Source organism: Bradyrhizobium sp. WSM4872 (genome assembly GCF_055811715.1).
In genome coordinates, this window is sequence record NZ_JBVVPT010000027.1 from 58533 (window position 1) to 82810 (window position 24278).

A 24278-nucleotide genomic window follows, 5' to 3' on the forward strand; every position below is an offset into this window, starting at 1 on the left:
GGGAGTCTCCGCAAGGGAGCCAGCAGTGGGACTCGCGGAGAGCCCCCCTCACCCGAAATCCAAGCTGCGCTTGGATTCCGGCCTCTCCCCGCACGCGGGGAGAGGCGAAGGGCACCGCCTCCGCTTCAGCAAATCAGCATGAATTACGCCGATATTTCTGCCGCGCTTGCCCCGTCTACGCAAACTGAGTTATCTTGGCCTGGCATCAGCTTTTCTGAGGGTCGGTCATTTGCGGCGCCTGCTGTTTCTCAACGGCATCAAGGCCTTCGAAGCCGCGGCGCGGGCCGGCAGCTTTGCCGCGGCCGGCCTCGAGCTGAGCGTATCGGCGGCGGCGGTCAGCCGCATGGTGCACATCCTGGAAGAACGGCTCGGCGTCGCGCTGTTCGAGCGCAAGGCCAACAAGCTGCTTCTCACCCAGGCGGGCCGCGCCTACCAGAGCGGGTTGACGCCGATCTTCGACGCGCTCGCAAGCCTCACGGCCCAGGTGACGGCGCCCTCGAGCGTCCGCGTGCTCACCATCGGCATCGGCCACACCTTTGCGATGCGCTGGCTGATCCCGCGGCTGTCGGAGTTTCGAAACGAGGAGCCCGACATCGAGGTGCGCTTCACCACCGGCGGCGCGTCGGTGCCGTTCGGCGAGGACTGGAGCTGCGGCATTCAGCTCGGGACCGGCGACTGGCCGGGGCTGGTGGCGGAGCCGCTGTTCGCCGGCGATCTCACACCGGTCTGCGTGCCCCGCCTCGCCTCCTTGCTGAAGCGCCCGGCCGATCTCAGGGGACCGAGCCTGATCCGCGTCGCGCATTCGCCCGAGGACTGGCCGATCTGGCTCAAGGCCGCGAACCTCGCGCGCATCAACGCGCGGGGCCCGGAGTTCCAGTTTTACGGCCAGGCGCTTCAGGCCGCCGCCGACGGGCTCGGCATCGCCATGGGTATCCGGCCCTATATCGACGACGATCTTGCCGCCGGCCGGCTGGTGGCGCCATTCGATCTCTCGGTGCCCAAGGGCATGCGCTGGTACCTGCTGTATCGCAGCTTCCAGACCGAGCAGCGCGACTTTGCCGCGTTCCGCCGCTGGATCATGCGCGCGGCGTCGGAACCCGCCGCCCGCCCCGTCCGGCGGACCGGCCGCACCAGCGCGCGGAACTGACGCTGCAGCCGCCCTTTGGGCAAAAAAGCGCGCCGCTTGTGAACGGCTTCACATCCCAGAATCCGCAAATGTGGTCCCCTGACCCTCCAACAAGGCGCTCGAACGAAACATTTTTGGGGACTGCAATGACGACCCTCTACGACGGCTTTGACATCGAATCCTTCGAAGCTGGCAAGGGGCTGTGGCACGCCCGTATCAGGCGTGCCGATTTCAGCCCGGTTGCCATCGACGGCGTGCTGTTTCCGGCCATGGAAGTCGGCTTCGCCTGGCCCGATCCCGATGCCGCGATTGCCCATGCCAAACATCACATCGATCGCTTCCGCCGGCGCGCCGACGACAGCGACGACGAATAAGCGAGCGGGACTGCAGGCGACCAAGGGACGCGCAGGGTCAAAGGGGGAAACCGGTCATGTCAGTCATCGAATTCGAAGACACGTCGCGGCCGAGGATTTACACCCGCAATGTGTTGTCGAGCTGCCCGGAATGCGACGGCGATCTCACGGTGCTCCGGGTGATCGGCGGCCGTGCCGGATGCGAGTATTGGGCCATGCGCTGCACCGATTGCGGCGGCATCCATCTCGACATCCTCGAGCTGCGTCAGGCGGCCGGGGACGATGAGGGACCGTTGCCGGCGGCTTGATCGCGGGTTCGTAAGCCTAGCGGCCGCAGTTCCTGACGCGGACGAATGCTGACGGAGTGAAGTGACTCGATCTGCCGAGGCGACGCTTGCTTGGACATCTCGGAGCTCCACACCCCCGCCCTTGCGCACTACCTTTGATTGCATCCGGCCATCCGATGTGGCAGAATCTTGAGCGGAGCCCCGGGGCTGATGACAGCAATTGGCAAATTTCTGGCCTTTGGCCTGATCGCCTGGTTCGGCGCGATGCTGTTGCTCGTACTCATTCGTGTGCTGCGTGACGAAGTGGCGTCAAGCGGCCTGCTCGTCAGCGACATCTCCAAAGACGATAGCGTCAATCCCGAACGAGTGGTCGCAGCCGCCATCGTTCCCGCGGTGCTGGCCATCTATACGATTCACGCACTCAACACCGGGATTGTCACGATGCCCACCGGAGCATTGTCGATGCCGGATCTGTCGGAGGAGCTTGTGACGCTCCTGACCGGCGGGAACGGCCTCTATCTTGCCGGAAAAATCGCACGAAGGAGTGAACGAAGCTAGCTTTTCAGGAGGTAATTTCATGACCGCACAATGGATTTCATGGTGGGGCTTTGTCGTTATTTCGATCATTCTGCTCGGGTTCGCCGCGCTTGTTCTCTGGAAGTTGTTCAGCGACTCCGGAGCTCTCGCGGGATTGCTGTCCGAGCCGCAAACGCCCAATGACACCTCGCCGCCGAAGGCGAGCCTCTCCCGCTTCCAGTTCCTAATCTTCACATTCGTTATCGCTGGACTCTATCTGCTGCTGTCCATCGAGGCCGGAACGCTGATCGAAATTCCGGGCAATGTGCTGGCGCTGCTCGGCATCAGCGGCGGCACCTATGTCATATCGAAGACCGTGAGCTCGTCGGAGCGCAAGCAGGAGCAAACTGCAGAGGCCGCGGCAAGCAAACCGGCACGGGGCCGCAAGCCCACGATCACGCCGCCCGGCGCGGCTGGTTGAGTCCGGAGGCGAGCCATGTCGAAATTCTCGCGTCTGTGCTGGCTCATCTGCCTCGGACTGACCCTGTGTCAGCCGGTCCGGGCGGATGTTTGTGAAACAGCTCCGGCAAAGCCGGTGAACGATCCCGACACTTGCCGTGCGCTCTGGGAAAAGATCGGCCTGCCGACCGGTGGCGACGATCTCGACTCCACCACCGTCTGTCACACCCGCTACGTCCTCCTGCACAACAACGAGGCCAAGACGCCGTTCTGGGTGATCGAGGCGCTGAACAAGAAGCAGGTCAGCGGCAAGTTCAAGCGTCCGGAGAGCAAGAAATTCAAGTCGGAGGAGGACGTCTGCGATTCGGCGCAGGCCAAGGACGCAGACTATACCGGCAGCAAACTCGATCGCGGGCATCAAGCCGCCTCCGCCGACTTCAGCTTCAACGCCGACTGGATGGACGAGAGCTTCATTTTGTCGAATGCCGTTCCACAGCAGGGCCTCGGATTCAACCGGGGCATCTGGAAGGAGTTTGAACAGCTGGTTCGCACCCTCACCAAGGATCGGGGCGAACTCTACGTCATCACGGGACCGATCTATGCCGACGGCGAAGACAATCTTCCCGAGGTGACCCGGAAGAACAACGCGTGCAAGACCGAAATCAAATTCAAGGCCCCAACAAGGCCAGCCATTTGCGGCTCAAAGAAGAAGTGCGACGCTGGCGTGGGGGTTCCGATTGCTCTCTTCAAAATCATCTATGATCCAGCCACCAAGCGCGCCAACGCCTACGTTTTGCCAAATATCGATCATCGGGAGTTCGAGGATAAGGACGCGCTCGAATACCTCAAGGGCTTTCGAACCACGGTGAAGGTGGTCGAGCGCCTTACCGGATTCCAGTTTCTGCCGGATATTCCGGGGCGGCGGGCGCAGGTCGAGGAGTGCGTCGCGACAATGCTTCATTGAGGTTCTACTGCTTCCGCCTTGCTGACACCTGTTGCCAAGCGGAGAGACCTCTTTCCTGAGAGCCGGACTCGCCCCATATTCGGAGCATGGCGAAGAAACCTGCATCCCCCGAAAAATCCGGCAAATCCCCGAAGGCCAAGGCTCCGAAAGCGAAGGCGCCCAATTCCAAGGCGTCTCGCCCCGACGTGCAACCGATCGGGCCGGCGCTGGCCGAGTTGCTCAATCCCGCGATCAATCGCGGCGATGCCGGGCTCGGATCGAGCACCGGCCTGCAGCCGCCGCCGGACAATTCGCGCGACCGCCGCTCCGGGGGCGAGGCCGCCGCGCATCGCGCGCGGGCCTCGACGCCGAAGGAGTTTCCGCAGGACAATACGAGGCCGATGCCGCTGCGGCCCAATCCGCAGCCGCCCGGCGCCCGCGACGCCGGCTTCGACGAGGCGCCGCAGGCCAATTACGGGACCGCGGCCACGATCCCGACGCTCGATCCGGAACTGGCCCGTCAGCTCGGCCTTCCCACCGAAGAGGACGATGCCGAAGCGTTGGCGCGTCCGCCGCGCAGCAAGATGGAGGCGCTCGGCGTCAAGGCGACCGCTGACGCGCTGGAATCGCTGATCCGCGAGGGCCGGCCGGAATTCCGCAAGGACGACGGCTCCACCAGGGTGTGGACCCCGCATCGGCCGCCGCGCCCGGAAAAGTCCGAAGGCGGCGTGCGCTTCGAGATCAAGTCGCACTACGAGCCGCGCGGCGACCAGCCGACCGCGATCGCCGAGCTGGTCGAGGGCATCAACCGCAACGACCGCTCTCAGGTGCTGCTCGGCGTCACCGGCTCCGGCAAGACCTACACTATGGCCAAGGTGATCGAGGCCACGCAGCGCCCCGCCATCATCCTGGCGCCGAACAAGACACTCGCCGCCCAGCTCTATGGCGAGTTCAAGAGCTTCTTCCCCGACAACGCGGTCGAGTATTTCGTCAGCTATTACGATTACTACCAGCCGGAAGCGTATGTCCCTCGCACCGACACCTACATCGAAAAGGACTCCTCGATCAACGAGCAGATCGACCGCATGCGCCACTCCGCGACGCGCGCGCTGCTCGAACGCGACGACGTCATCATCGTTGCGTCGGTGTCCTGCATCTACGGTATCGGCTCGGTCGAAACCTACACCGCGATGACCTTCGCGCTGAAGAAGGGCGAGCGGATCGACCAGCGCCAGCTGATCGCCGACCTCGTCGCGCTGCAGTACAAGCGCACCCAGGCCGATTTTACCCGCGGCACATTTCGCGTGCGCGGCGATGTCATCGACATCTTCCCGGCGCACTATGAAGACCGCGCCTGGCGCGTGAACCTGTTCGGCGACACCGTCGAGACCATCGAGGAGTTCGATCCGCTCACCGGCCACAAGCAGGACGAGCTCGAATTCATCAAGATCTACGCCAACTCGCACTATGTGACGCCGCGCCCGACGCTGGTGCAGGCGATCAAGTCGATCAAAGCCGAATTGAAGATGCGGCTCGACCAGCTCCACGACCAGGGCCGCCTGCTGGAAGCGCAGCGGCTGGAGCAGCGCACCACCTTCGACCTCGAGATGATGGAGGCGACCGGAAGCTGCGCCGGCATCGAGAACTATTCGCGCTATCTCACGGGGCGCCTGCCCGGCGAGCCGCCGCCGACGCTGTTCGAATACGTGCCCGACAACGCGCTGGTGTTCGCCGACGAGAGCCACGTCACCGTTCCCCAGATCGGCGGCATGTTCCGCGGCGACTTCCGCCGCAAGGCGACGCTCGCCGAATATGGTTTCCGGCTGCCCTCCTGCATGGACAACCGTCCGCTGCGCTTCGAGGAATGGGACATGATGCGGCCGCAGACGGTCGCGGTCTCGGCCACGCCCAGCGCCTGGGAGATCAACGAGAGCGGCGGCGTGTTCGTCGAGCAGGTGATCCGGCCGACCGGCCTGATTGATCCTCCCGTCAACATCCGCCCGGCCCGCACCCAGGTCGACGATCTCGTCGGCGAGGTCCGCGCCACAGCCCAGGCCGGCTATCGCTCGCTGATCACGGTGCTGACCAAGCGCATGGCGGAGGACCTCACCGAATATCTGCATGAGCAGGGCATTCGTGTCCGTTACATGCACAGCGATATCGATACCATCGAACGCATCGAGATCATCCGCGATCTGCGCCTCGGCGCGTTCGACGCGCTGGTCGGCATCAATCTGCTGCGCGAAGGCCTCGACATTCCCGAATGCGCGCTGGTCGCGATCCTCGACGCCGACAAGGAAGGCTTCTTGCGCAGCGAGACCTCGCTGATCCAGACCATCGGCCGCGCCGCGCGCAACGTCGACGGCAAGGTGATCCTCTATGCCGACCAGATGACGGGTTCGATAGAGCGCGCCATCGCAGAGACCGACCGCCGCCGCGAGAAGCAGGTGGAGTACAACACGGCGCATGGCATCACGCCGGAGAGCATCAAGAAGTCGATCGGCGACATCATGAACAGCGTCTACGAGCGCGATCATGTGCTGGTCGAGATCGGCGGCCACGACATGACCGACGACGTCATCTCGATCGGCCACAATTTCGAAGCCGTGCTCGGCGATCTCGAGACGAGAATGCGCGAGGCCGCCGCCGATCTGAACTTCGAGGAAGCCGCCCGGCTGCGCGACGAGGTCAAGCGGCTGCGCGCCACCGAACTCGCGGTGGTCGACGATCCCACCGTCAAGCAGCGCACGGTGCAGGGCAAAGCCGGCGCCTATGCGGGCGCGAAGAAATACGGCGACGCCGCCAATTTGCCGGTCAGCGCGCTGAAGAACAAGAGCGCCGCTACGGCGCTCAAGGCCAGCGGCAGCAAGGGCTCGCGAATCCACAAGCCGCATCTCGACGAGATGCACGGCCCGGAGTCGTTGCCGTATCGGGGCGACCGCGCACTGCCGTCAAAACCGTTCGGCGGCGAGAGCCGCATCATCCAGCCGACGGATTCAAGGCAGTCGGGCCCGGAGTTCGGGCCATCGCCGCGGTCGAGCGGAGGAGCGCCGGGGCATCGAGGTGGGTGGAAGAAGAAGTAAGGGGCGCGGAGAGCCGGCGCCGCCCATGGTTCTTGGTGGCGGCGAACTCACCCCACGCTTGCCGCCAGTAGCGACAGCAGCAGCACTGAGGCCGTGAGCTGCATCGACGTCGCCGGCTTGGCGCGCCAGCGGGCGATCTTGTCGGAGAAGGACAGGCTGGCGTCGAAGAACAGCGGTTCGTAGGCGTTCTTTGCAAATCCCGGGAATGTCGATCCCGCCCAGATGGCGAGACAGCTGTAGAAGATCGACGCCATCGCAATGGTGAGTGCGTGACTGCCACCGCGGTCATGTCCCAGGAGTTTTACCATCAGCGACGCCGCGGCGAAGATCGGGAAGCCCTGAAGGATCGTGGTGAGCGCAAAGCCTTCGAGCCCGTTGAGCGGGCCCGATTTCGACGCCGTGATGAAGGGCATGATGCGATCACCCCACACTCGCCGTCACCACTGCCATCACCGACAGCAGCAGCACGATCGTCATCAGTTGCAGCGAGGCGGCCGGCTGGGTGCGCCATGCCGTGATCTTCTCAGTGAGCGACAGATGGGCCTCGAAGAACTTCGGTTCGTAGACGGTCTTGAACAAATGCGGGAAGTTCGGCCCGAAGGTCACCGCAAGCAGCGCATGGCCGAGTGAGGCGATGGCGACGAAGATGGCGACGCCGGGATCGCCGACCAGGTCGTGATTGCCGACCAGCTTGAGCAGGAAAGCCGCGGCGGCGAAGGTCGGGAAGCTCTGCAGCGTCGCAGTCAGCGCAAGGCCTTCGAGCGCGTTGTGCAGGCTGGACTTTCTGACTGTGGCGATGGCGGCCATGGCGCGTCTCCCTGATGACATGCGGATGAACCTAGCCGCCATCAGGGAGGCCTGATGTGAGATGCGTCACGCCCCTTTCCTCTGCGGGAACAAGGGGCTCGTCAGGAATGACCAAAAATTACAGCTTGCCCTGGCCGTTGACCTGGCTCTGCTGTTGTCGCTGCCTCTCCTGCTCTTGCTGCTCCTTGGCATGGTGGCGGCCGTAGAGGCAGCCGGCGGCGGCGCCCAGGACGCCGTGATGGCCGGCATAGTGGCCGGCGACGCCGCCGACGACGGCGCCCTTGATGCAGCCCTTGGCGTCGGCGGCGGAGGTCGCGCCAAGCATGAGAAGTGCAGCGGCGATGGCGGCAAGGGATTTCATGGGTCGATGTCTCCGAATGCGGGTCGCAATCTCAACGGGCACAGACCCGTCCCGGTTCCCGTGTTCGCTGCCGCGCGTTGGGCAGCGCGAGCCCATGCAGCCGAACGCCACGCGAATTCGTGCAGACGCGCGGTAACTCAACCGCCAATTGCAGCCATGAACCTGGCATTGCGTTTGCGCGTCAAATCGTCTGCAACATCCCCTGTGGTTTTGCGGATTGCCGGTGTCCGAGGCCGCGCGTTAGGCTTGCGCAAACTCCACACGGCCAATGAGGACGGGCGGAATGACGGTCGAGAAGCTCAATCGCCAGCGCGTGCTGCATCTGCTCGACGCCATCTCGCGCAGCGATCTTGAGGGCGCGCTGTCGTGCTGCACCGACGACGTCGATTTCCTCACCCACGCGCCGGTCGACGTGCTGCCGCACATGGGCCCCTGCCACGGCAAGCAGGAGCTCGGCGAATTCTGGCGCACCGTGGGGGAGCGATACGCCGAAATCCGTTACGAGGTGCCGCAGATCGTCGCGGAAGGCGACACCGTCGCGGCCTATCTGCGCGCGTTCTTCAGGAAGCGCAGCCACGACCGCATCATTCAGGTCGACATGGCCATATTCTACACTTTCCGCAACGGCCAGGTGGCGCAGATCCGCGAGATCATCGATTCCTACGATTTGGTGCAGCAGGTGCTGGAACGTGAGATCGGCCCGCTGATCGTGGGCGAGCGGGTGGACGGGGGCTAGCTCCCTCGAACCGGCCGGACCGGGATAATACGGGGTTCTATTGTAAATCTCACACGCCGGGATCAATTGTGCATTGCGAAAACGTGAATTGCGTTTTGGCCGAATTGGCGTATTTTGTTTGTATACAAATGAGTTGAGCGACCCCGCGGCACCTTATCCTGTGCGCTTGGGGTTGTTTTTCGTTTTTTCGCAAGCCAGCTTCAGGACTGCCCAAATGACAGAGCACAGCCTCTGGCGTTTCTCGCGCGCATTGCACCGCGCGATCAACGACCGGCATTTCGAGGACATCGAGGCCCTGATCGACGAGGACGTCGAGTGGGCGCTGTACGGCCCGATCGACATGTTTCCGTTCCTCGGCGCGCGCCAGGGCAAGGACGCCGTGCTCGACGTCATCCGCCAGCTCGCCGACAATTTCCAGGTCCGCCGCTTCGACCGCGAGAGCATCATGCTCGGCGTCGATTCCGCCGCCTCGATGCTGCGCTATTCGCTGACCGCGATGGATTCCAGCAAGCCGATCAGCTTGCGGGTGGCGCAGTTCGCACAGTTCAGGGCGGGCAAGCTCACCAGCATGCGCGTGCTGATCGACACGTTTGATCTGGTCGAGCAGGCACTCGGCCGCGCCATTCATCTGCCGAAGATGACCAGCGTCGGCTGAACGGAACACCAACGGGCCCCGCACTTCGGGACCGATGACTGATGCTCCCCGCGACGCGTCCTGGCCTCCAGCCCCGCCGGATGCAATCGTGGAGAAGCTCGTCATCGGGCGCGCGCCTTTCGCGCGGCCCGTTGGTTCGCGTTTGATGGAACCGCCACAATTTCGCAACGATGGTTCCGCATCCTCGGCGGGAACTGGGCTGACGGGCAGGACGATGGAATTCGCGACAGGGTTTGGCTGGACCAGGCTGCCGATGCTGGCGGCCGCTTTCATCCTGGGATCGGTGCTGACGGTTTCGGCGCAAATCATTCCGCCCTTCTCCCCCGGCCCGGCCGCAGTGTCCGACGAGGACTCCGAAGCGGCGGAGGCCCCTGATGTCAACGACCCCGACGTGCTGAGCGGCATCGACGTCGACAAGCTCGACTGGGGCCAGCTCGCGATCGACGCCGGCACGCTCAACGACATCGTCGCCGCCAAGAAGCGTGCGCAGGCCGCCGCCAAGGACGGGCTGAACTGGACGACGAACGCCAACGCCAACGGCTCCTCGGCGGTGACTGTGAAGCAGTCGGTATCCTCATTCTGGGACGCCCGCATCGGCGCCGACATGACGGTAACGAGCGAGCCGCGGACGATGTCCGAGCTGCTGGCGCAGAAGGCCACCAATGGCGGCAGCGTGCCTCAATCGTCCGGCAGCGCCTGGGCGGCCGCGACCGCGCCGGGCGCGGGCGCGATCTGGGACAAGACCGCGGTCGAGGCCCGCGTCGATCCCGGCGCCGAACAGAGCAAGCTCGGGGCCTCGCTGATCAAGTCGGTGCCGCTGTCGGGCGACACGTCGCTGACGCTCCAGAACGGCTACAGCGTCAATCAGCAGGGCACCACGGCGCTCCCCGGCGTCGGCGGTCACATCACGCGCAATTGCGAGACCGAGCAGTCGGCCAAGGTTACGCTCACCGACACCGGCACCAGCATCACCGCGGGCCAGTCGCTGTCGACCACCGACGACAAATGGCTGCGCAAGGTCGGCGCCGAACAAAAGCTCTTCGACAACGTCACCGTCTCCGGCTCGGTCGGCGAAACCTCGCAAGGGGCGATCAACAAGAGCCTGACGGCGGGTTTCAAGAAGAGCTGGTAGCTGGGCGCTGATCTTTCTCCTCATCCTGAGGAGCGCTCCAACGGAGCGCGTCTCGAAGGATCGAGGCCCCCGCTGCCACAGTTGGGCCTGCATGGTTCTCGCGGCGGTGCGCAGCACCGTCCGCCGCGCGCTTCGCGCTCCTCACCATGAGGAGATAGGTTCTTCTCCGCGGCCGCGTTCAGACTTCCGTAACCATACGCCACGGCAAAGCCCCCGAATGGACCGCCCTTGCCGCACCTCGGCCAAGTTGCGGCCAAAATCCGACGCCCTAGTCCCAGACCGACGTCGTCGTGCGGGGGACACTCGCGCTGCGCTCAACGCGAACAGGGGAACAACGATGAACGCCATGCGGCCGGAAAAGACCGAAGGTACCGAGACCGAGACCATCGACACCAACCTCGCCGCAGTGACGGAAGTCGAAGCCGGCATCCGTGACTTCGTCCGCAACGACATCGCCTATCTGCGCCGTCCGGCAGCGACCGCCGCGGACGCGCCGCCGCTCGATCCGAGCGCGGAGGCCACCGTCACCAACGTCAACTCGCTGATCCAGCGCGTCGCCGGCACCTCGCTCGCCGAGATCGAGAATTTGATCTCCGAGCTCGAGAGCCTGCGCGACCTGCTCCATGCCGAAGGCCAGCGCGTCCAGCGCGAGATCTCCGGCTACGCCCAGCTCAGCCAGGCCGCGATGAAGTCGACCCGCATGATCGCCGACAACGTCTCGCAGTGGAAGCGCGCCGCCGACGGCCTGCGCAACAGCTGATCGCCGACATCACGCATCACCGGCCGCCGCGTTCCGAAAGGGGCGCGGCGGTTTTGTTCACGGGGTGTGACGGTGCGCACGCGCCCCATGAAAAATGTCATCACCCGCGAAAGCGGGTGATCCAGTATTCCAGAGGCATCGAGGCTAGAACCGAGAGCCCTCGGCGTACTGGATGCCCCGCTTTCGCAGGGCATGACTGCGGAGGGTTTGAACTTCCCGCATCCCCCCGGCGACTAACGCCAAGCGCTCTTGCCATCGCGGCCGCGCCTGGGGACATGTCATGGAAAGCATTCGGCCCGACACCACCGACCCGATACCGCTGCGACCTGCGCCGAACCAGTTCGGCACGATCATGCTACGTTTTGTCGGATTGCTGGCGGTTGCGATCGCGATCTTGGCGTTCGTCTATAGCCGCTGAGGCGGAGCCTGATGCAGGCCCCGCGGAGTTAACGAAATCTTACCGGGTGGCTTCCACGGTCGAGGCTTCCAGGGTGTAGGCACCATCGGCATAGCCCTTCACCACCATGCCGGCGACCAGCATCACGGCCAGCGTGGCGGTAGCAAAGATGAATCCGACCAGCTTGAGTGCGCCGCGGTCTGCCATGGTCCTCGTCCCCTGTACTCTGCCCAGTTCGTTCAAATAGACAGCGACAGGTTCATAATTGGTTAGCAACTCGATGGTTCCGCGCATTGCTCCGCGGGAAAACCATGTTGCGCAGGCTTATGGCAGCCACTTGGAATCGCGTCCATAGCGCGGGGGCAACACTCGCACGCTGTTTTTGCCGTTCATCCTGGAACGAATCTAACCGCCGTTCACACGCATCGGCACGAAGGCGGTTGCGGTGATGGCGTAGACGTCCTCGCCGCGCTGGTTGGTGCCGGTGGTGCGCGCGGTCAGGATGCCCCAGCCCGGTCGCGAGGCGGAGCTGCGCTTGTCGATGACGACGTTGGCATAAGTGACGATGTCGCCGGCGAGCACCGGCCTGATCCAGCGCAGATCGCGAAAGCCCGGCGACGGGCCCCACACCGCGATCTCCTCGCCGCGCGAAGCGGCCTCCCGCGCCAGACGTTGGCCGTCGGCGACAAGCAAGCTCATGCAGGCCGAGCCGACATGCCAGCCCGAGGCCGCGAGCCCGCCAAACAGCGAGTTCTTGCCCTCCTCCTCGTCGAGGTGAAAACGCTGCGGATCGAACTTTGCGGCGAATGCCTTGATCGACTCGGCCGTGAACGTATAGGCGCCGATCTCGCGGCGATGCCCAATCTCGATCTCCTCGAAAAACGGCATCAGACCGCCCCCTCGCGCCGCTTGATCAGGATCGGTGACGTCATCTCGCACAACGCCTGCCCCGCCGCGTTACGCACGGTGCATTTGAACTTGACGATGCCGAGCTCCGGCCGGCTCTTCGAGGCGCGGGCCTCCACGACGTCGACGTCGAGCATTAGGTCGTCGCCGGGTCTGAGCGGCGACAGCCAGCGCACTTCATCGACGCCGGGAGATCCCAGCGAAGCGGCGCGGGTAATGAAACCGTCGGCCATCATCCGCATCATCAGCGAACAGAGATGCCAGCCCGAGCCGGACAGGCCGCGCAGCATGCTTTTGCCGGCGGCCTCCTCGTCGAGGTGCATCGGCTGCGGATCGAACTCGGCGGCAAAGGCCACGATCTCGTCGCGCGTGACATGGCGTGGGCCGAATGTTCCGAACCGGCCGGGCGGGAAATCTTCGAAGGTCAGGGTCATCTTGGGAAAGGTTTGAGGGAATGACAGATTGTGGCCGCACTTTGCGGCAATCTCAACCCGCCGGCCCGCATGGCTCGTGCTACATTCGGCGCACCGGCGTTGATCTTGAGTCGGATCGATCGGGGCCACGATCCATTTGCAAGGCCCGACGACACCTGAATTGCCCTGGGGAGAGCAATGTTTTCATTCAGCGACCTGTTTCAATGGGACCGCTTCATCACGCCGACCATCATCAAGACCTTCTACTGGCTGGTGATCGCGCTGATCTGCCTGTTCGGCCTCTCCGGCATCTTCTCCGGCCTCGCGATGATGGCGATCAGCCCGTTCGGCGGCTTCCTGATGCTGCTGTCGTCGATCGCGAGCGTCGTCGTCGGGATCGTGTTCTCGCGAATTCTCGCCGAGCTGATCCTGATCATCTTCCGCATCAACGAGCATCTCGGCGCGATCAGGGATCAGGGCGGCGGCGTGCGGTGAGGCCCGTCATTCCGGGGCGCCTCGCAGAGGCGAGCCCGGAATCCATCGAGCCTCAAGACAATTGGATGAATGGATTCCGGGCTCGCGCTTCGCGCGCCCCGGAATGACAACGTCAGCTTACGTATTGAACCTGAAATGCATCACGTCGCCGTCGGCGACGACGTATTCCTTGCCTTCGAGGCGGAGCTTGCCGGCATCGCGGGCGCCGGCTTCGCCGCCGAGCGCGACGTAGTCCTCATACGCGATGGTCTCGGCGCGGATAAAACCCTTCTCGAAGTCGGTGTGGATCACACCGGCCGCGCCCGGCGCCTTGGTGCCGCGATAGATGGTCCAGGCGCGCGCTTCCTTCGGGCCCACCGTGAAATAGGTGATGAGGTCGAGCAGCGTGTAGCCGGCACGGATCAGGCGATCGAGGCCGGCCTCTTCGAGACCCAGCGTCTCCAGGAAATCGGCGCGTTCGTCACGCGAGATGGTGGCGATCTCGGATTCGATTTTTGCCGAGATGACGACGGCAATGGCGCCTTCCTTGGCGGCCTGGTCCTGCACCGCCTTCGAAAACGAATTGCCTGATGCGGCCGAGCCTTCCTCGACGTTGCAGACGTAGAGCACGGGCTTGGACGAGAGCAGGCCCAGCATCCCGAAGGCACGCTCCTCCTCGGCCTTGCGCTCGACCAGGCGCGCGGGCTTGCCCTCGCGCAGCAGCACCAGGGTGCGATTGACGAGGTCGAGCTGCTCCTTGGCGTCCTTGTCGTTGCCCTTGGCCTTCTTGGACAAATTGTCGACGCGCTTCTCGAGGCTGTCGAGATCGGCGAGCATCAGCTCTGTCTCGATGGTCTCGATGTCGGCGAGCGGGGCGATCTTGCCCTCGACATGGGTGATGTCAGAATCCTCGAAGCAGCGCACGACATGCGCGATGGCGTCGACCTCGCGGATGTTGGCGAGGAACTGGTTGCCGAGGCCTTCACCCTTGGACGCGCCGCGCACGAGGCCGGCGATGTCCACGAAGGTCAGCCGGGTCGGGATGATCTGCGCCGATTTGGAAATGGCCGAGAGCTTATCGAGCCGCGGATCCGGCACGGCGACCTCGCCGACATTCGGCTCGATCGTGCAGAACGGATAGTTCGCCGCCTGCGCCGCGGCCGTCTCGGTCAGCGCGTTGAACAAGGTCGATTTGCCGACATTGGGCAATCCGACGATCCCGCATTTAAATCCCACGAGCGTTAATCCTTGCCGTTGTCGTCCTTGGTCAAAAATCCCTTCGCCTGCATGGCGAGGTGCACCCTGTTGGCGAAGGTCGCGTCCGTGCCTTTGGCAACCAATGCCGCATGCTCGGCCACCGCGTCGCAGAGCGTCGCCACCCAGTCGTTGTCGGCTTTGGCGAAGTCAGACAGCACGTGGCCGTGCACCAATTCCTTGACGCCGGGATGACCGATGCCGAGCCGCACCCGGCGATACTCGTTGCCGATATGGGCGGAGATCGAGCGCAGGCCGTTGTGGCCGGCGATGCCGCCGCCGATCTTCACCCGCACCTTGCCCGGCGGCAGTTCGAGCTCGTCATGGAATACGGTGACGTCGCCCGGCGCGATCTTGAAGAAGCTTGCCGCTTCCTGAACGCTGCGGCCGGACTCATTCATGTAGGTCATCGGCTTGAGCAGGATCACGCGCTCGGTGCCGAGCGCGCCTTCCGAGGTCTCGCCCTGAAACCTGCGACGCCAGGGCGCGAAACCATGACGTCGCGCGATCTCATCGACGGCCATGAAGCCGACATTGTGCCGGTTACGTGCGAATTTCGGGCCGGGATTGCCGAGCCCAACAAACAGTCGCATGACGCGGCGCGCCCCTCGCTCGGCGCGCGGTCAGGGACCGCGCGCCAGCTTTGAGAGATTACTTCTTCTTGTCGCCGCCGGCGGGAGCCTTGGCAGCCGGAGCCTTGGCAGCCGCTGCCGGAGCAGCACCCGCAGCAGGAGCGGCAGCACCAGCCGCCGGAGCAGCAGCACCCGCAGCAGGAGCAGCAGCCGCGGCCTTCTGCTCTTCGGCGTAGCCGGACGGCGGCACGATGGTGACGAGGGTCGCGTCCTCGGCGGTCAGCGCCTTCACGCCGGCCGGCAGCTTGATGTCGGAGAGATGCAGCGAGTGGCCGATTTCGAGCGAACCGACGTCAGCCTCGATGAACTGCGGGATGTTCTCCACGCCGCACTCGAGCTCGATCGCATGCGCAACGATGTTGACGGCGCCGCCGCGCTTCACGCCGGGCGAACCTTCAGCCTTCACCACGTGCAAGGGAACGCTGATGCGGATGGTGGCGCCTTCGCCGAGCCGCATGAAGTCGACGTGGATCGGGAAATCCTTGACCGGATCGAGGTGGTAGTCGCGCGGAATCACGCGGTGCTTGTTACCCTCAAGATCGATGTCGACCAGCGTAGTCAGGAACCGGCCGGCGAGGATGCGCGAGCGCAGTTCGCGATCGTCAACCGAGATGGTCAGCGGGGGCTGGTTGTTGCCGTAGATCACTCCGGGCACTCTCCCGGCGCGACGCTCAGCCCGGGCGGCCCCCTTGCCGCTCTTCGGACGTGCGGTCGCCTTCAATTCCTTGACGGTCGCCATAACGTTAAGTCCTTGTTTTTGCAAAAGTTAATGGGCCGCAACGCGGCCCATGGCATACGCCGCAGCAAGCCTCCAGGGGTGCGGGGGCTGCGGACGTGGCGGGCTTTTACCCGGAAGACGCGGAAATGACAAGGAGAATGGGCTACCGGGCGGAACCGGATCGCCCGGATGGACCCCGGCGGAGTTAGCCGCCGAGCTTGGCCTCCAGCGCCGCGATGCGCGTCTTCAGAGCCTCGTTCTCTTCACGCGCCAGACGCGCCATGTCCTTGACCGCCTCGAACTCTTCGCGCTTGACCAGGTCCATGTCGCGCAGGAATTTTTCGGCCTGGGTGCGCATCACCGTGTCGAACTCGCGCTTGACGCCCTGCGCGGCACCGGCGGCGTCGTTCATCAGGCGGCCGATCTCGTCGAAAAACCGGTTGTTGGTCTGGGTCATGTCGGTCTCCTGGCGGCTTTCGATGAACTCTGCGCGAACGCGCGGGGAGACAATGGCAATCCGATCGGGCCGGTTCAAGGGCCGATCGGCGGTATCCTTGTCATGCCCCGGTTTCCTTGCAATCGTATTCAACGTCCCTGCATAAGAAGAATCACAAAGGCGCTCGAGATGATCGACCAGCAGATCGCGATCCCTACCAAGGACGGTCACACCGCAACCTTCATCAGCCATCCCGAACGCGGCGGGCCGTTTCCGGTCATCCTGTTCTACATGGACGCGCCGGCGATCCGCGAAGAGCTGCGCGACATGGCGCGCCGGCTCGCGACATCGGGCTATTACGTGATGCTGCCGAACCTCTATTACCGCTCCGGGGTGATGGAGCTCGGCGCGCTGCCGGCCGATCCGAACGCGCCGGAGCGTAAGCGCATGTTCGCACTGATGGGATCGCTCACGATCCCCATGATCATGGACGACACGCGCGCGCTGCTGACCTACGCCGAGAGCCAGGCGGCCGCGAACACCAAATTGATCGGCACCGTCGGCTACTGCATGAGCGGCCGCTACGCCGTCAACGCCGCCACGCATTTCCCCGATCGCGTCAAGGCCGCCGCCTCGGTCTACGGCACGCAGCTCGCAACCGACCAGGATGACAGCCCGCATCTCGCGGCCGCCAAGACCAAAGCCGAACTCTACTTCGCCTGCGCCGAGACCGACATCTACGCGCCCGCCGAGATCATCGAGAAGGTGAAGCAGGGCATGAGCGGCGCCAAAGCCGAAGTCGAGATCTATCCCGGCACCCACCACGGCTTCGCCTTCCCCAAGCGTCCGGTCTATGACCGCGACGCCGCCGAGCGGCATTGGGAGCGTCTGCTGGCGCTCTATCGCCGCAATCTCGTCTAGACATAGAAGGCGCGATGCAACTTCTTCTCATCGACTTTCCCGCCTTCAAGCCGATCGCGATCGAGATCGGTCCGTTCGCGATCCGCTGGTATGCGCTGGCCTACATCTGCGGCATCGTGTTCGGCTGGCTCTATGCGCGCTCGCTCCTGAAGAAAGGGCGGCTGTGGGGTGGCCCGGCGCCGATGTCGCTGGTGCAGATCGACGACTTCATCCTGTGGGTTACGCTCGGTATCATTCTCGGCGGCCGCACCGGCTATGTGCTGTTCTACAATCTGCCCTTCTTCATCGACCATCCCGCAGCGATCTTCAGGCTCTGGGAAGGCGGCATGTCCTTCCACGGCGGTTTCCTCGGCTGCGTCGTGGCGGTGATGTGGTTCGCTTATCGCAACCGCATTTCGATCCTGTCGCTCGGGGACATCACCACAGCCGTTGCCCCGGTCGGGCTGCTGCTCGGCCGCATCGCCAATTTCATCAATGGCGAATTGTGGGGCCGCGCCGCCGACCCGGAGCTGCCCTGGGCGATGATCTTCCCCAACGATCCCACCCAGCTGCCGCGTCATCCGAGCCAGCTCTATGAGGCCGGCATGGAGGGCATTTTGCTGTTCGCGGCCCTCGCGATCATGATCCGCTTTGGTGCCCTGAAACGGCCGGGCATGATCCTCGGCGCCTTCATCCTGATCTATGGTCTGAGCCGGATCGCCGGCGAGCATTTCCGCGAACCGGACGTCCAGCTCGGCTTCCTCTGGGGCGGATTAACCATGGGCATGCTGTTGTCGATCCCGATGCTTATTGTGGGCGGCATACTTATTGTATTGGCAGTGAGGCGCGGTGCGCTGAAGCCCGCAGGTGCTATTCGTTAATTTCTTCTGAGAAGATAGGCCGTGACCGACCAGCCGTTACTCGACGAGATCAAGGCGCTGATCAAATCCTCAGGCCCCATGCCGGTCTGGCGGTACATGGAACTGTGCCTGATGCATCCCCGCTATGGCTATTACGTCTCGCGCGATCCGTTGGGACGAGAAGGCGACTTCACCACCGCGCCCGAGGTCAGCCAGATGTTCGGCGAGCTCCTGGGCCTGTGGACCGCCTCGGTGTGGAAGCAGATGGGCTCGCCGCAATTCCTGCGGCTGATCGAGCTCGGGCCCGGCCGCGGCACCATGATGGCCGATGCGCTGCGTGCGCTCCGCGTGCTGCCGCCGCTCTATCAGGCACTCCACATCCACATGGTCGAGGTCAATCCCGTCCTGCGCGAGCGGCAGAGTGCGACGCTGTCGGGCGTGCGCAACATCGCCTGGCACGACAGCATCGACGACGTGCCGGACGGACCGAGCATCATCCTCGCCAACGAATATTTCGACGTGCTGCCGATCCACCAGATGGTGCGGCACGAGAACGGCTGGCACGAGCGCGTAATCGAGGTCGACGCCAACGGAAAACTTCAATTCGGCGCGGCGGCCGAGCCGACGCCGCGCTTCGAGGTGCTGCTGCCACCCCTGGTGCGCGCCGCGCCCGTCGGGGCCGTGTTCGAATGGCGGCCCGATGCGGAGATCATGAAGCTCGCCAGCCGCGTGCGCGACCAGGACGGCGCGGCGCTGATCATCGATTACGGGCATCTGCGCAGCGATGCCGGCGACACCTTCCAGGCGATCGCGCGCCACACCTTCACCGATCCCCTGAAGGCGCCGGGCCAGGCCGACGTCACGGCCCATGTCGACTTCCAGGCGCTCGCGCGCGGGGCGGAGGACGTGGGCGCCCGCGTGCACGGGCCGGTGACGCAGGGCGATTTCCTCAAACGCGTCGGCATTGAAACCCGTGCCGCCGCCTTGATGCAGAAGGCCGCGCCTGACGTCGCCACCGACATTTCAATCGCGCTCAAGCGCCTGACCGAGACCGGGCGCAGCGGCATGGGTTCGATGTTCAAGGTGCTCGGCATTTCCGAGCCGCGGTTGACGGGCCTTGCGGGCCTCAGCGATCTCGAACGCGCCGGAGACGGTTCATGACGGTTGCCTCCTCGCTGCTGTCTGCGGTGCCGGGCCTGCGCCACGCCTTCTTCACCCGCGAAGGCGGCGTCTCGGGCGGCATCTATTCCGCGCTGAACGGCGGGCTCGGCTCCAACGACGATCAGGCGCTTGTCGCGGAGAACCGCCGCCGCATGGCCGAGCATGTCGGCGTCGCACCGGAACGCTTTCTCAGCCTGCACCAGATCCATTCGCCCGACGTGCTTGTGGCCGACGCTCCGTGGCCGAGCGGGCCGCGGCCGAAGGGCGACGCGCTGGTGACGAAGGTGCCCGGCATCGCGCTCGGCGTCTCCACCGCCGATTGCGGCCCGGTGCTGTTCGTCGATCCCGACGCGGGCGTGATCGGGGGCGCGCATGCCGGCTGGAAGGGCGCGCTCACCGGCGTGTTGGAGCAGACCATTTCAGCGATGGAAAAACTCGGCGCCTCGCGGAGCCGCATCATCGCCGCGATCGGCCCGCTGATCCGCCAGGACAGCTATGAAGTCGGCAACGAGTTCGTGGCGCGCTTCATCGAGGCGGATGCGGACAACGCCATGTTCTTCATCCCGTCGGTGCGCGAGAGCCACGCGATGTTCGACCTCGCCGGCTTCATCCGCAAGCGTCTGGAAGACGCGGGCATCCTGATGATCGACGATCTCGGTCTGGACACCTACGCCGACGAACGCTTCTTCAGCTACCGCCGCTCGGTGCATCGCAAGGAGCCGGATTACGGCCGCCACGTTCACGCGATTGCGCTCGAAGCGTGAACACAAGGGCAACCCCGTGTCATTGCGGGGCTATGCCTGCGCGCGATGACAGTGGGCTGTGGCGCACCCGCCCTAGACGTTAATGCGTTTTAACGATATCGCTGCCCTCCATAATGAGGGACGCGTCATTCATTTTGCGCCGCGCGGGTTCGCGCGTGCTGGCGGTCATGCTGCTGACGGCCGCGGCCGCGCTCTGCGGCTGTGCCGGTGGGGGTGGTGCCGCGAACTCCTACGCCATGGCGCCGAGCGCCGGCTCGGGGGCGACGGTCGCGTTCGAATCGATCGACGGACCGCCGCCGCAAGTGTTCGACCGCATGGTCGGCGTGCTCGACACCGAATCCAAGCTGCGCAGCCTGTCCGTGGTCTCCCGCGAGGGGACGGCTGCCTACCGCGTGCGCAGCTACCTCTCCGCCCAGATCGTGCGCGGCAAGACGGTGATCGCCTGGGTCTGGGACGTCTACGACGCCAACCAGCAGCGGGCGCTGCGCCTTTCCGGCGAGGAACCGACTGCGGCCAAGGGCGGCCGCGATGCTGCCCGGGATCCTTGGAGCGCTGCCGACGACCTCGTGCTGCGGAAGATCGCCCAGGCCGGATTCAGCGGACTTTCCAACATGATCAACGGCACGCCGGATGCGCCGGGCTCGGCTCCCGGCTTGCGCGGGCCGGCCGTGGCGAGCGTGATCCCGGAGGCTCCGGCGGCGGAGATGCCGGCCTCGGCGCTGGGCTATGCCGAGCGATAACCCCCGCGAAACCACGGTCCCAACTTCCGGCCAAACCGTTGGCCGGACTCGGGATTTCGCAGGGAAAACGTAGCGTCCCGGGTTGCCATTGCAGCCCCCGGCCTGATATTTCCTCGCCCGTCGTAACCGTGCTTCCAGTGGGTATTGTTTGATGTTGAACATCGTGTCCAGCAAAGCGCGGGAGGAAGCGTCCATGTCGGCCAAGAACGGCTCCATCAAGCTCGTCGCCGGCAACTCCAATCCGGCTCTCGCACAGGCCATCGCGCAGGGTCTCGACCTGCCGCTGACCAAGGCGGTGGTACGGCGCTTCGCCGACATGGAGATCTTCGTCGAGATCCAGGAGAACGTGCGCGGCTCGGACGCCTTCGTCATCCAGTCGACCTCGTTCCCGGCGAACGACCATCTGATGGAATTGCTGATCATCACCGACGCGCTGCGCCGCTCCTCGGCGCGCCGCATCACCGCGGTGTTGCCCTATTTCGGCTACGCCCGGCAGGACCGCAAATCGGGTTCGCGCACGCCGATCTCGGCAAAACTCGTCGCCAATCTGATCACGCAGGCCGGCGTCGACCGCGTCATGACGCTCGACCTGCATGCCGGCCAGATCCAGGGCTTCTTCGACATCCCGACCGACAACCTCTACGCGGCACCGCTGATGGTGCGCGACATCAAGGACAAGTTCGACCTCTCCAGGACGATGGTGATCTCGCCCGACGTCGGCGGCGTGGCGCGCGCACGCGGTCTCGCCAAGCGCATCAACACCCCGCTCGCGATCGTCGACAAGCGCCGCGAGAGGGCGGGTGAATCCGAGGTCATGAACGTGATCGGCGACGTCGCCGGCTACACGTGCATCCTGATCGACGACATCGTGGACTCCGGCGGCACGCTGGTGAACGCCGCCGACGCGCTGATCGCCAAGGGCGCCAAGGACGTCTACGCCTACATCACCCACGGCGTGCTCTCCGGCGGCGCGGCCGCCCGGATCACAAACTCCAGGCTGAAGGAGCTGGTGATCACCGATTCGATCCTGCCGACGGAGGCAGTGAGCAAGGCGCCGAACATCCGCACGCTGCCGATCGCCAGCCTGATCTCCGACGCGATCGCGCGCACCGCGGCGGAAGAATCGGTGTCGAGCCTGTTCGACTGATTTTCTTCTTCGCCTCTCCCGTTTGCGGGCAGAGGGAGTGCGAGCGTCTACCGTCCCTTACGAGGCAGCCCCCGGGTTGTTGCCAACGACCGCCCATGACATCATCCGAATCCCGAGTCATCTCTGCCCTCTGGATGCCCGATGCCACGCCGGAAATTTGCCTGGGAGAAGCTGTCGGATGACGAGTTGCTCAAGCAACGCCTCTCCAGCCTGAGGGTTACGGTCGAAGGCACCTGGCTCGAGGACTGCGTCAGCACCCTGTACGAGGAGCTCGAGGAGCGCGGCATCCGGCTGCGGCCGCACACCTGGATGTCGAGTGAATGGTTCAGTCCGGGCGGCGTTCCCGGCATCGCCATTCCGTTCTATCTCGCTCATCCCCGCCTGATGAAGCTCGAGAAGAAGATGATGTTCGACATCGAGGGCGGAACCTGGCGCGAATGCATGGCCATCCTCCGTCACGAAGCGGGCCACGCCATACAGCACGGCTACCAGTTGCAGCGCCGCCGGCGCTGGCAGCAACTGTTCGGCCCGTCGTCGAAACATTATCCGCGCTATTACCGGCCCAATCCGGCGAGCCGCCGCTACGTCCAGCATCTGCGGCTCTGGTACGCGCAGAGCCACCCGGACGAGGATTTCGCCGAAACTTTTGCAGTGTGGCTGCGGCCCCGCTCGAACTGGCGGACGCGATATGCCGGCTGGCCGGCGCTGAAGAAGCTCGAATATGTCGACGAGCTGATGGGCGAGATCGCGGGCAAGCGACCGCTGATCACGACACGGGAACGTGTCGATACGCTGGGTCGGCTCAGCCAGACGCTCGAAGAGCACTACAAGAAGAAGCAGGCGTTCTACGCCTTCACGCCCCCCAAGACCTACGACCGCGATCTCTCCCGGCTGTTTTCAGCCGATCCACGGCACCACCGCTCAAAGCCGGCTTCGGCCCTGATCAGGCGCCACCGCTCCCAGATCAGGCAATTGGTCGCGCGATGGACCGGCGAGAATCAGCTTACGCTCGATGCCGTGCTCGACGAGATGATCTCCCGCTGTCGCGAGCTCGATCTGCGTGCCGTCGGTCCTGAACAGAAGCTCGTGCTCGACTTCATCGTCCTCGTGACGGCCAAGACGATGCACACGATGTTTGGCCCGTCTCGACGAAAATGGATCGCGCTATGAGACGTCTGCGCATTCTGGTGCTCATGCATCCGGACTTCGTGCCGCCGGACTCCAGCGACGGGCACACCGCGCAGGAAATCAACGCGTGGAAAACCGAATACGACGTGGTGAGTACCTTGCGCGCAGCCGGCCACGAGGTTCGCCCGCTAGGCGCACAGGAGGAAATCAGGCCGGTGCGCGAGGCGATCGAGGAGTTCAAGCCGCACGTGGTGTTCACGCTGCTGGAGGAATTCCACAACAACGTCGCCTTCGACCAGCACATCGCGAGCTATCTCGAGCTGATGAAGGTCCCTTATACCGGCTGCAATCCGCGCGGCCTGACCCTGGCCCGCGGCAAGGATCTGTCCAAGACGCTGGTGCATCACCGCCGGATCGCTGCGCCGGCCTTTGCTGTCTTCCCGATGCGCCGCAAGGTGAAACGCCCAACGCGTCTTGCGCTGCCGCTGATCGTCAAGAGCCTGAACATGGATGGCTCGTTCGGCATCTCGCAAGCCTCGATCGTCGACACCGACGAGAAGCTGGCGGAGCGGGTTGCCTTCATCCACGAACGGGTCGAATCCGCCGCCATCGCCGAGCAGTTCATCGAGGGACGAGAGCTCTACGTCGGCGTGCTCGGCAACAACCGCTTACGCGTTCTGCCGGTCTGGGAGTTGAAATTCGGCAGCATGGGCGGCCGCTCGTCACGGCACATCGCCACCGAGAAGGCCAAGCACGACACCGACTATCAGGAGAAGGTCGGCATCGTCGACGGGCCTGCGAAGGATCTGGCGCCGGAAGTGACCGCCAGGATCCAGCGGGCCGCGAAACGCATCTACCGGGTGCTTGGCCTCGACGGCTACGCGCGCATCGATTTTCGTCTCACCGCCGACGGCACGCCGTATTTCATCGAAGCCAATCCCAATCCCGAGATCGCCAAGAGCCAGGAATTCGCCACGGCGGCTCTACATGACGGGCTCAAATATCCGGCTCTGCTGCAGCGCATCCTGGCGCTCGGGATCAGCCGCGCCAAGGCGGGAGTGTCACTGGGGTGATGACGGGGGCGATCGCCCCTCATCCTTCGAGACGCGCTTCGCGCCCCTCGGGATGAG

31 protein-coding genes are annotated in these 24278 nt (G+C 64.4%); 21 read left to right on the top strand and 10 right to left on the bottom strand.

All coding sequences use genetic code 11. The annotated features are described in order from the left end of the window. The first annotated feature begins 229 nt into the window (after positions 1 to 229). The 7 genes from AC0L3C_RS28060 to uvrB all read left to right on the top strand — a co-directional run bounded on the left by AC0L3C_RS28060 (position 230) and on the right by uvrB (position 6767). Positions 230 to 1147, top strand: a complete 918-nt coding sequence (locus tag AC0L3C_RS28060) for a LysR substrate-binding domain-containing protein (protein ID WP_473262613.1) — start codon at positions 230 to 232, stop codon at positions 1145 to 1147. 125 nt (positions 1148 to 1272) lie between these two features. Continuing rightward, on the top strand, positions 1273 to 1500 hold the full coding sequence (locus AC0L3C_RS28065) for a hypothetical protein (RefSeq protein ID WP_007614796.1): 228 nt from the start codon (positions 1273 to 1275) through the stop codon (positions 1498 to 1500). Positions 1501 to 1556: 56 nt separating this feature from the next. Next, positions 1557 to 1787 (top strand): hypothetical protein, encoded by a 231-nt coding sequence (locus tag AC0L3C_RS28070; RefSeq protein WP_473262612.1) that lies wholly within the window; start codon positions 1557 to 1559, stop codon positions 1785 to 1787. Positions 1788 to 1976: 189 nt separating this feature from the next. Continuing rightward, a complete protein-coding gene (locus tag AC0L3C_RS28075; RefSeq protein ID WP_473347070.1) occupies positions 1977 to 2324 on the top strand; it encodes a hypothetical protein in 348 nt (115 codons plus the stop codon). Further along, on the top strand, positions 2311 to 2763 hold the full coding sequence (locus tag AC0L3C_RS28080; protein ID WP_473409538.1) for a hypothetical protein: 453 nt from the start codon (positions 2311 to 2313) through the stop codon (positions 2761 to 2763). Before AC0L3C_RS28075 ends, AC0L3C_RS28080 begins: the two co-directional genes overlap by 14 nt. 15 nt (positions 2764 to 2778) lie before the next feature. Next, a complete protein-coding gene (locus AC0L3C_RS28085) occupies positions 2779 to 3705 on the top strand; it encodes a DNA/RNA non-specific endonuclease (RefSeq protein WP_473409539.1) in 927 nt (308 codons plus the stop codon). 86 nt (positions 3706 to 3791) lie between these two features. Next, positions 3792 to 6767 (top strand): excinuclease ABC subunit UvrB, encoded by a 2976-nt coding sequence (uvrB, locus tag AC0L3C_RS28090; protein ID WP_473409540.1) that lies wholly within the window; start codon positions 3792 to 3794, stop codon positions 6765 to 6767. A gap of 47 nt (positions 6768 to 6814) precedes the next feature. Here uvrB and AC0L3C_RS28095 read toward each other — a convergent pair whose 3' ends face one another. From AC0L3C_RS28095 to AC0L3C_RS28105, 3 genes are all read right to left on the bottom strand, one after another. Beyond that, positions 6815 to 7180: a hypothetical protein gene (locus tag AC0L3C_RS28095; protein ID WP_473409541.1), complete on the bottom strand. Its 366-nt coding sequence runs from the start codon at positions 7178 to 7180 to the stop codon at positions 6815 to 6817. Between the two features lie 7 nt (positions 7181 to 7187). Continuing rightward, positions 7188 to 7574 carry a hypothetical protein gene (locus AC0L3C_RS28100; protein WP_473262604.1) on the bottom strand — a complete coding sequence of 129 codons (387 nt, stop codon included), beginning with the start codon at positions 7572 to 7574 and terminating at the stop codon, positions 7188 to 7190. A gap of 118 nt (positions 7575 to 7692) precedes the next feature. Next, the gene (locus AC0L3C_RS28105) at positions 7693 to 7935 is read right to left on the bottom strand and encodes a hypothetical protein (protein WP_473278594.1); all 243 of its coding nucleotides are present in this window, start codon (positions 7933 to 7935) and stop codon (positions 7693 to 7695) included. A gap of 283 nt (positions 7936 to 8218) precedes the next feature. Between AC0L3C_RS28105 and AC0L3C_RS28110 the strand changes: the two genes are divergently transcribed. The 5 genes from AC0L3C_RS28110 to AC0L3C_RS28130 all read left to right on the top strand — a co-directional run bounded on the left by AC0L3C_RS28110 (position 8219) and on the right by AC0L3C_RS28130 (position 11636). After that, the gene (locus AC0L3C_RS28110; protein WP_473409542.1) at positions 8219 to 8671 is read left to right on the top strand and encodes a nuclear transport factor 2 family protein; all 453 of its coding nucleotides are present in this window, start codon (positions 8219 to 8221) and stop codon (positions 8669 to 8671) included. Positions 8672 to 8885: 214 nt separating this feature from the next. After that, complete coding sequence (locus AC0L3C_RS28115) at positions 8886 to 9326, top strand: nuclear transport factor 2 family protein (RefSeq protein WP_473262601.1); 441 nt, start codon at positions 8886 to 8888, stop codon at positions 9324 to 9326. A 214-nt stretch (positions 9327 to 9540) separates the two neighbouring features. Beyond that, positions 9541 to 10458 carry a hypothetical protein gene (locus tag AC0L3C_RS28120; protein WP_473409543.1) on the top strand — a complete coding sequence of 306 codons (918 nt, stop codon included), beginning with the start codon at positions 9541 to 9543 and terminating at the stop codon, positions 10456 to 10458. Positions 10459 to 10795: 337 nt separating this feature from the next. Then, entirely contained in the window at positions 10796 to 11218 is a 423-nt protein-coding gene (locus tag AC0L3C_RS28125; RefSeq protein WP_473409544.1) for a hypothetical protein, read from the top strand. Between the two features lie 280 nt (positions 11219 to 11498). Next, on the top strand, positions 11499 to 11636 hold the full coding sequence (locus tag AC0L3C_RS28130; RefSeq protein WP_007614812.1) for a hypothetical protein: 138 nt from the start codon (positions 11499 to 11501) through the stop codon (positions 11634 to 11636). Positions 11637 to 11675: 39 nt separating this feature from the next. Here AC0L3C_RS28130 and AC0L3C_RS28135 read toward each other — a convergent pair whose 3' ends face one another. From AC0L3C_RS28135 to AC0L3C_RS28145, 3 genes are all read right to left on the bottom strand, one after another. Continuing rightward, the gene (locus AC0L3C_RS28135) at positions 11676 to 11822 is read right to left on the bottom strand and encodes a hypothetical protein (RefSeq protein WP_007614826.1); all 147 of its coding nucleotides are present in this window, start codon (positions 11820 to 11822) and stop codon (positions 11676 to 11678) included. 198 nt (positions 11823 to 12020) lie between these two features. After that, positions 12021 to 12503, bottom strand: coding sequence for a MaoC family dehydratase (locus AC0L3C_RS28140; protein WP_473262599.1), 483 nt, complete (start codon positions 12501 to 12503; stop codon positions 12021 to 12023). Further along, a complete protein-coding gene (locus tag AC0L3C_RS28145; RefSeq protein WP_473262598.1) occupies positions 12503 to 12955 on the bottom strand; it encodes a MaoC family dehydratase in 453 nt (150 codons plus the stop codon). The genes AC0L3C_RS28140 and AC0L3C_RS28145 overlap by 1 nt, the downstream gene beginning before the upstream one ends. A gap of 177 nt (positions 12956 to 13132) precedes the next feature. Here AC0L3C_RS28145 and AC0L3C_RS28150 point away from each other — a divergent pair, with 177 nt between their 5' ends. Next, positions 13133 to 13429, top strand: a complete 297-nt coding sequence (locus AC0L3C_RS28150; protein WP_018453524.1) for a DUF4282 domain-containing protein — start codon at positions 13133 to 13135, stop codon at positions 13427 to 13429. 117 nt (positions 13430 to 13546) lie between these two features. On the opposite strand, the gene ychF is transcribed toward AC0L3C_RS28150, so the two are convergent. The 4 genes from ychF to AC0L3C_RS28170 form a co-directional block, all read right to left on the bottom strand. Next, positions 13547 to 14644, bottom strand: coding sequence for a redox-regulated ATPase YchF (gene ychF, locus AC0L3C_RS28155; RefSeq protein WP_473409545.1), 1098 nt, complete (start codon positions 14642 to 14644; stop codon positions 13547 to 13549). Positions 14645 to 14649: 5 nt separating this feature from the next. Beyond that, the gene (gene pth / locus AC0L3C_RS28160) at positions 14650 to 15255 is read right to left on the bottom strand and encodes an aminoacyl-tRNA hydrolase (RefSeq protein ID WP_473409546.1); all 606 of its coding nucleotides are present in this window, start codon (positions 15253 to 15255) and stop codon (positions 14650 to 14652) included. A 58-nt stretch (positions 15256 to 15313) separates the two neighbouring features. Further along, positions 15314 to 16033: a 50S ribosomal protein L25/general stress protein Ctc gene (locus AC0L3C_RS28165; RefSeq protein ID WP_473278600.1), complete on the bottom strand. Its 720-nt coding sequence runs from the start codon at positions 16031 to 16033 to the stop codon at positions 15314 to 15316. Positions 16034 to 16217: 184 nt separating this feature from the next. Next, positions 16218 to 16469, bottom strand: a complete 252-nt coding sequence (locus AC0L3C_RS28170) for an accessory factor UbiK family protein (protein ID WP_135170330.1) — start codon at positions 16467 to 16469, stop codon at positions 16218 to 16220. Positions 16470 to 16637: 168 nt separating this feature from the next. Between AC0L3C_RS28170 and AC0L3C_RS28175 the strand changes: the two genes are divergently transcribed. The 8 genes from AC0L3C_RS28175 (at position 16638) to AC0L3C_RS28210 (ending at position 24221) form a co-directional block, all read left to right on the top strand. Then, entirely contained in the window at positions 16638 to 17369 is a 732-nt protein-coding gene (locus AC0L3C_RS28175; protein ID WP_473262597.1) for a dienelactone hydrolase family protein, read from the top strand. Positions 17370 to 17383: 14 nt separating this feature from the next. Further along, the gene (gene lgt / locus AC0L3C_RS28180; RefSeq protein ID WP_473409547.1) at positions 17384 to 18229 is read left to right on the top strand and encodes a prolipoprotein diacylglyceryl transferase; all 846 of its coding nucleotides are present in this window, start codon (positions 17384 to 17386) and stop codon (positions 18227 to 18229) included. 21 nt (positions 18230 to 18250) lie between these two features. Next, the gene (locus tag AC0L3C_RS28185; RefSeq protein WP_063993930.1) at positions 18251 to 19369 is read left to right on the top strand and encodes a class I SAM-dependent methyltransferase; all 1119 of its coding nucleotides are present in this window, start codon (positions 18251 to 18253) and stop codon (positions 19367 to 19369) included. After that, positions 19366 to 20133 carry a peptidoglycan editing factor PgeF gene (pgeF, locus tag AC0L3C_RS28190; protein WP_473278602.1) on the top strand — a complete coding sequence of 256 codons (768 nt, stop codon included), beginning with the start codon at positions 19366 to 19368 and terminating at the stop codon, positions 20131 to 20133. Before AC0L3C_RS28185 ends, pgeF begins: the two co-directional genes overlap by 4 nt. A 113-nt stretch (positions 20134 to 20246) precedes the next feature. Next, a complete protein-coding gene (locus tag AC0L3C_RS28195) occupies positions 20247 to 20873 on the top strand; it encodes a hypothetical protein (protein ID WP_473278603.1) in 627 nt (208 codons plus the stop codon). Between the two features lie 193 nt (positions 20874 to 21066). Continuing rightward, positions 21067 to 22020, top strand: a complete 954-nt coding sequence (locus AC0L3C_RS28200; protein ID WP_007596822.1) for a ribose-phosphate pyrophosphokinase — start codon at positions 21067 to 21069, stop codon at positions 22018 to 22020. A 141-nt stretch (positions 22021 to 22161) separates the two neighbouring features. Then, positions 22162 to 23190 (top strand): putative zinc-binding metallopeptidase, encoded by a 1029-nt coding sequence (locus AC0L3C_RS28205; protein WP_473262592.1) that lies wholly within the window; start codon positions 22162 to 22164, stop codon positions 23188 to 23190. Beyond that, entirely contained in the window at positions 23187 to 24221 is a 1035-nt protein-coding gene (locus tag AC0L3C_RS28210; protein ID WP_473262591.1) for a D-alanine--D-alanine ligase family protein, read from the top strand. Before AC0L3C_RS28205 ends, AC0L3C_RS28210 begins: the two co-directional genes overlap by 4 nt. The last annotated feature ends 57 nt before the right edge of the window (positions 24222 to 24278 follow it).

What these genes read in the sequence shown, in the direction of transcription:
- AC0L3C_RS28065 (WP_007614796.1), top strand. Translation starts at nt 1,273, where the DNA reads ATGACGACCCTCTACGACGGCTTTGACATCGAATCCTTCGAAGCTGGC.
- AC0L3C_RS28070 (WP_473262612.1), top strand. Translation starts at nt 1,557, where the DNA reads ATGTCAGTCATCGAATTCGAAGACACGTCGCGGCCGAGGATTTACACC.
- AC0L3C_RS28075 (WP_473347070.1), top strand. Translation starts at nt 1,977, where the DNA reads ATGACAGCAATTGGCAAATTTCTGGCCTTTGGCCTGATCGCCTGGTTC.
- AC0L3C_RS28085 (WP_473409539.1), top strand. Translation starts at nt 2,779, where the DNA reads ATGTCGAAATTCTCGCGTCTGTGCTGGCTCATCTGCCTCGGACTGACC.
- uvrB (WP_473409540.1), top strand. Translation starts at nt 3,792, where the DNA reads ATGGCGAAGAAACCTGCATCCCCCGAAAAATCCGGCAAATCCCCGAAG.
- AC0L3C_RS28095 (WP_473409541.1), bottom strand. Translation starts at nt 7,180, where the DNA reads ATGCCCTTCATCACGGCGTCGAAATCGGGCCCGCTCAACGGGCTCGAA.
- AC0L3C_RS28100 (WP_473262604.1), bottom strand. Translation starts at nt 7,574, where the DNA reads ATGGCCGCCATCGCCACAGTCAGAAAGTCCAGCCTGCACAACGCGCTC.
- AC0L3C_RS28105 (WP_473278594.1), bottom strand. Translation starts at nt 7,935, where the DNA reads ATGAAATCCCTTGCCGCCATCGCCGCTGCACTTCTCATGCTTGGCGCG.
- AC0L3C_RS28110 (WP_473409542.1), top strand. Translation starts at nt 8,219, where the DNA reads ATGACGGTCGAGAAGCTCAATCGCCAGCGCGTGCTGCATCTGCTCGAC.
- AC0L3C_RS28115 (WP_473262601.1), top strand. Translation starts at nt 8,886, where the DNA reads ATGACAGAGCACAGCCTCTGGCGTTTCTCGCGCGCATTGCACCGCGCG.
- AC0L3C_RS28120 (WP_473409543.1), top strand. Translation starts at nt 9,541, where the DNA reads ATGGAATTCGCGACAGGGTTTGGCTGGACCAGGCTGCCGATGCTGGCG.
- AC0L3C_RS28125 (WP_473409544.1), top strand. Translation starts at nt 10,796, where the DNA reads ATGAACGCCATGCGGCCGGAAAAGACCGAAGGTACCGAGACCGAGACC.
- AC0L3C_RS28130 (WP_007614812.1), top strand. Translation starts at nt 11,499, where the DNA reads ATGGAAAGCATTCGGCCCGACACCACCGACCCGATACCGCTGCGACCT.
- AC0L3C_RS28135 (WP_007614826.1), bottom strand. Translation starts at nt 11,822, where the DNA reads ATGGCAGACCGCGGCGCACTCAAGCTGGTCGGATTCATCTTTGCTACC.
- AC0L3C_RS28140 (WP_473262599.1), bottom strand. Translation starts at nt 12,503, where the DNA reads ATGCCGTTTTTCGAGGAGATCGAGATTGGGCATCGCCGCGAGATCGGC.
- AC0L3C_RS28145 (WP_473262598.1), bottom strand. Translation starts at nt 12,955, where the DNA reads ATGACCCTGACCTTCGAAGATTTCCCGCCCGGCCGGTTCGGAACATTC.
- AC0L3C_RS28150 (WP_018453524.1), top strand. Translation starts at nt 13,133, where the DNA reads ATGTTTTCATTCAGCGACCTGTTTCAATGGGACCGCTTCATCACGCCG.
- pth (WP_473409546.1), bottom strand. Translation starts at nt 15,255, where the DNA reads ATGCGACTGTTTGTTGGGCTCGGCAATCCCGGCCCGAAATTCGCACGT.
- AC0L3C_RS28165 (WP_473278600.1), bottom strand. Translation starts at nt 16,033, where the DNA reads ATGGCGACCGTCAAGGAATTGAAGGCGACCGCACGTCCGAAGAGCGGC.
- AC0L3C_RS28170 (WP_135170330.1), bottom strand. Translation starts at nt 16,469, where the DNA reads ATGACCCAGACCAACAACCGGTTTTTCGACGAGATCGGCCGCCTGATG.
- AC0L3C_RS28175 (WP_473262597.1), top strand. Translation starts at nt 16,638, where the DNA reads ATGATCGACCAGCAGATCGCGATCCCTACCAAGGACGGTCACACCGCA.
- lgt (WP_473409547.1), top strand. Translation starts at nt 17,384, where the DNA reads ATGCAACTTCTTCTCATCGACTTTCCCGCCTTCAAGCCGATCGCGATC.
- pgeF (WP_473278602.1), top strand. Translation starts at nt 19,366, where the DNA reads ATGACGGTTGCCTCCTCGCTGCTGTCTGCGGTGCCGGGCCTGCGCCAC.
- AC0L3C_RS28195 (WP_473278603.1), top strand. Translation starts at nt 20,247, where the DNA reads ATGAGGGACGCGTCATTCATTTTGCGCCGCGCGGGTTCGCGCGTGCTG.
- AC0L3C_RS28200 (WP_007596822.1), top strand. Translation starts at nt 21,067, where the DNA reads ATGTCGGCCAAGAACGGCTCCATCAAGCTCGTCGCCGGCAACTCCAAT.
- AC0L3C_RS28205 (WP_473262592.1), top strand. Translation starts at nt 22,162, where the DNA reads ATGCCACGCCGGAAATTTGCCTGGGAGAAGCTGTCGGATGACGAGTTG.
- AC0L3C_RS28210 (WP_473262591.1), top strand. Translation starts at nt 23,187, where the DNA reads ATGAGACGTCTGCGCATTCTGGTGCTCATGCATCCGGACTTCGTGCCG.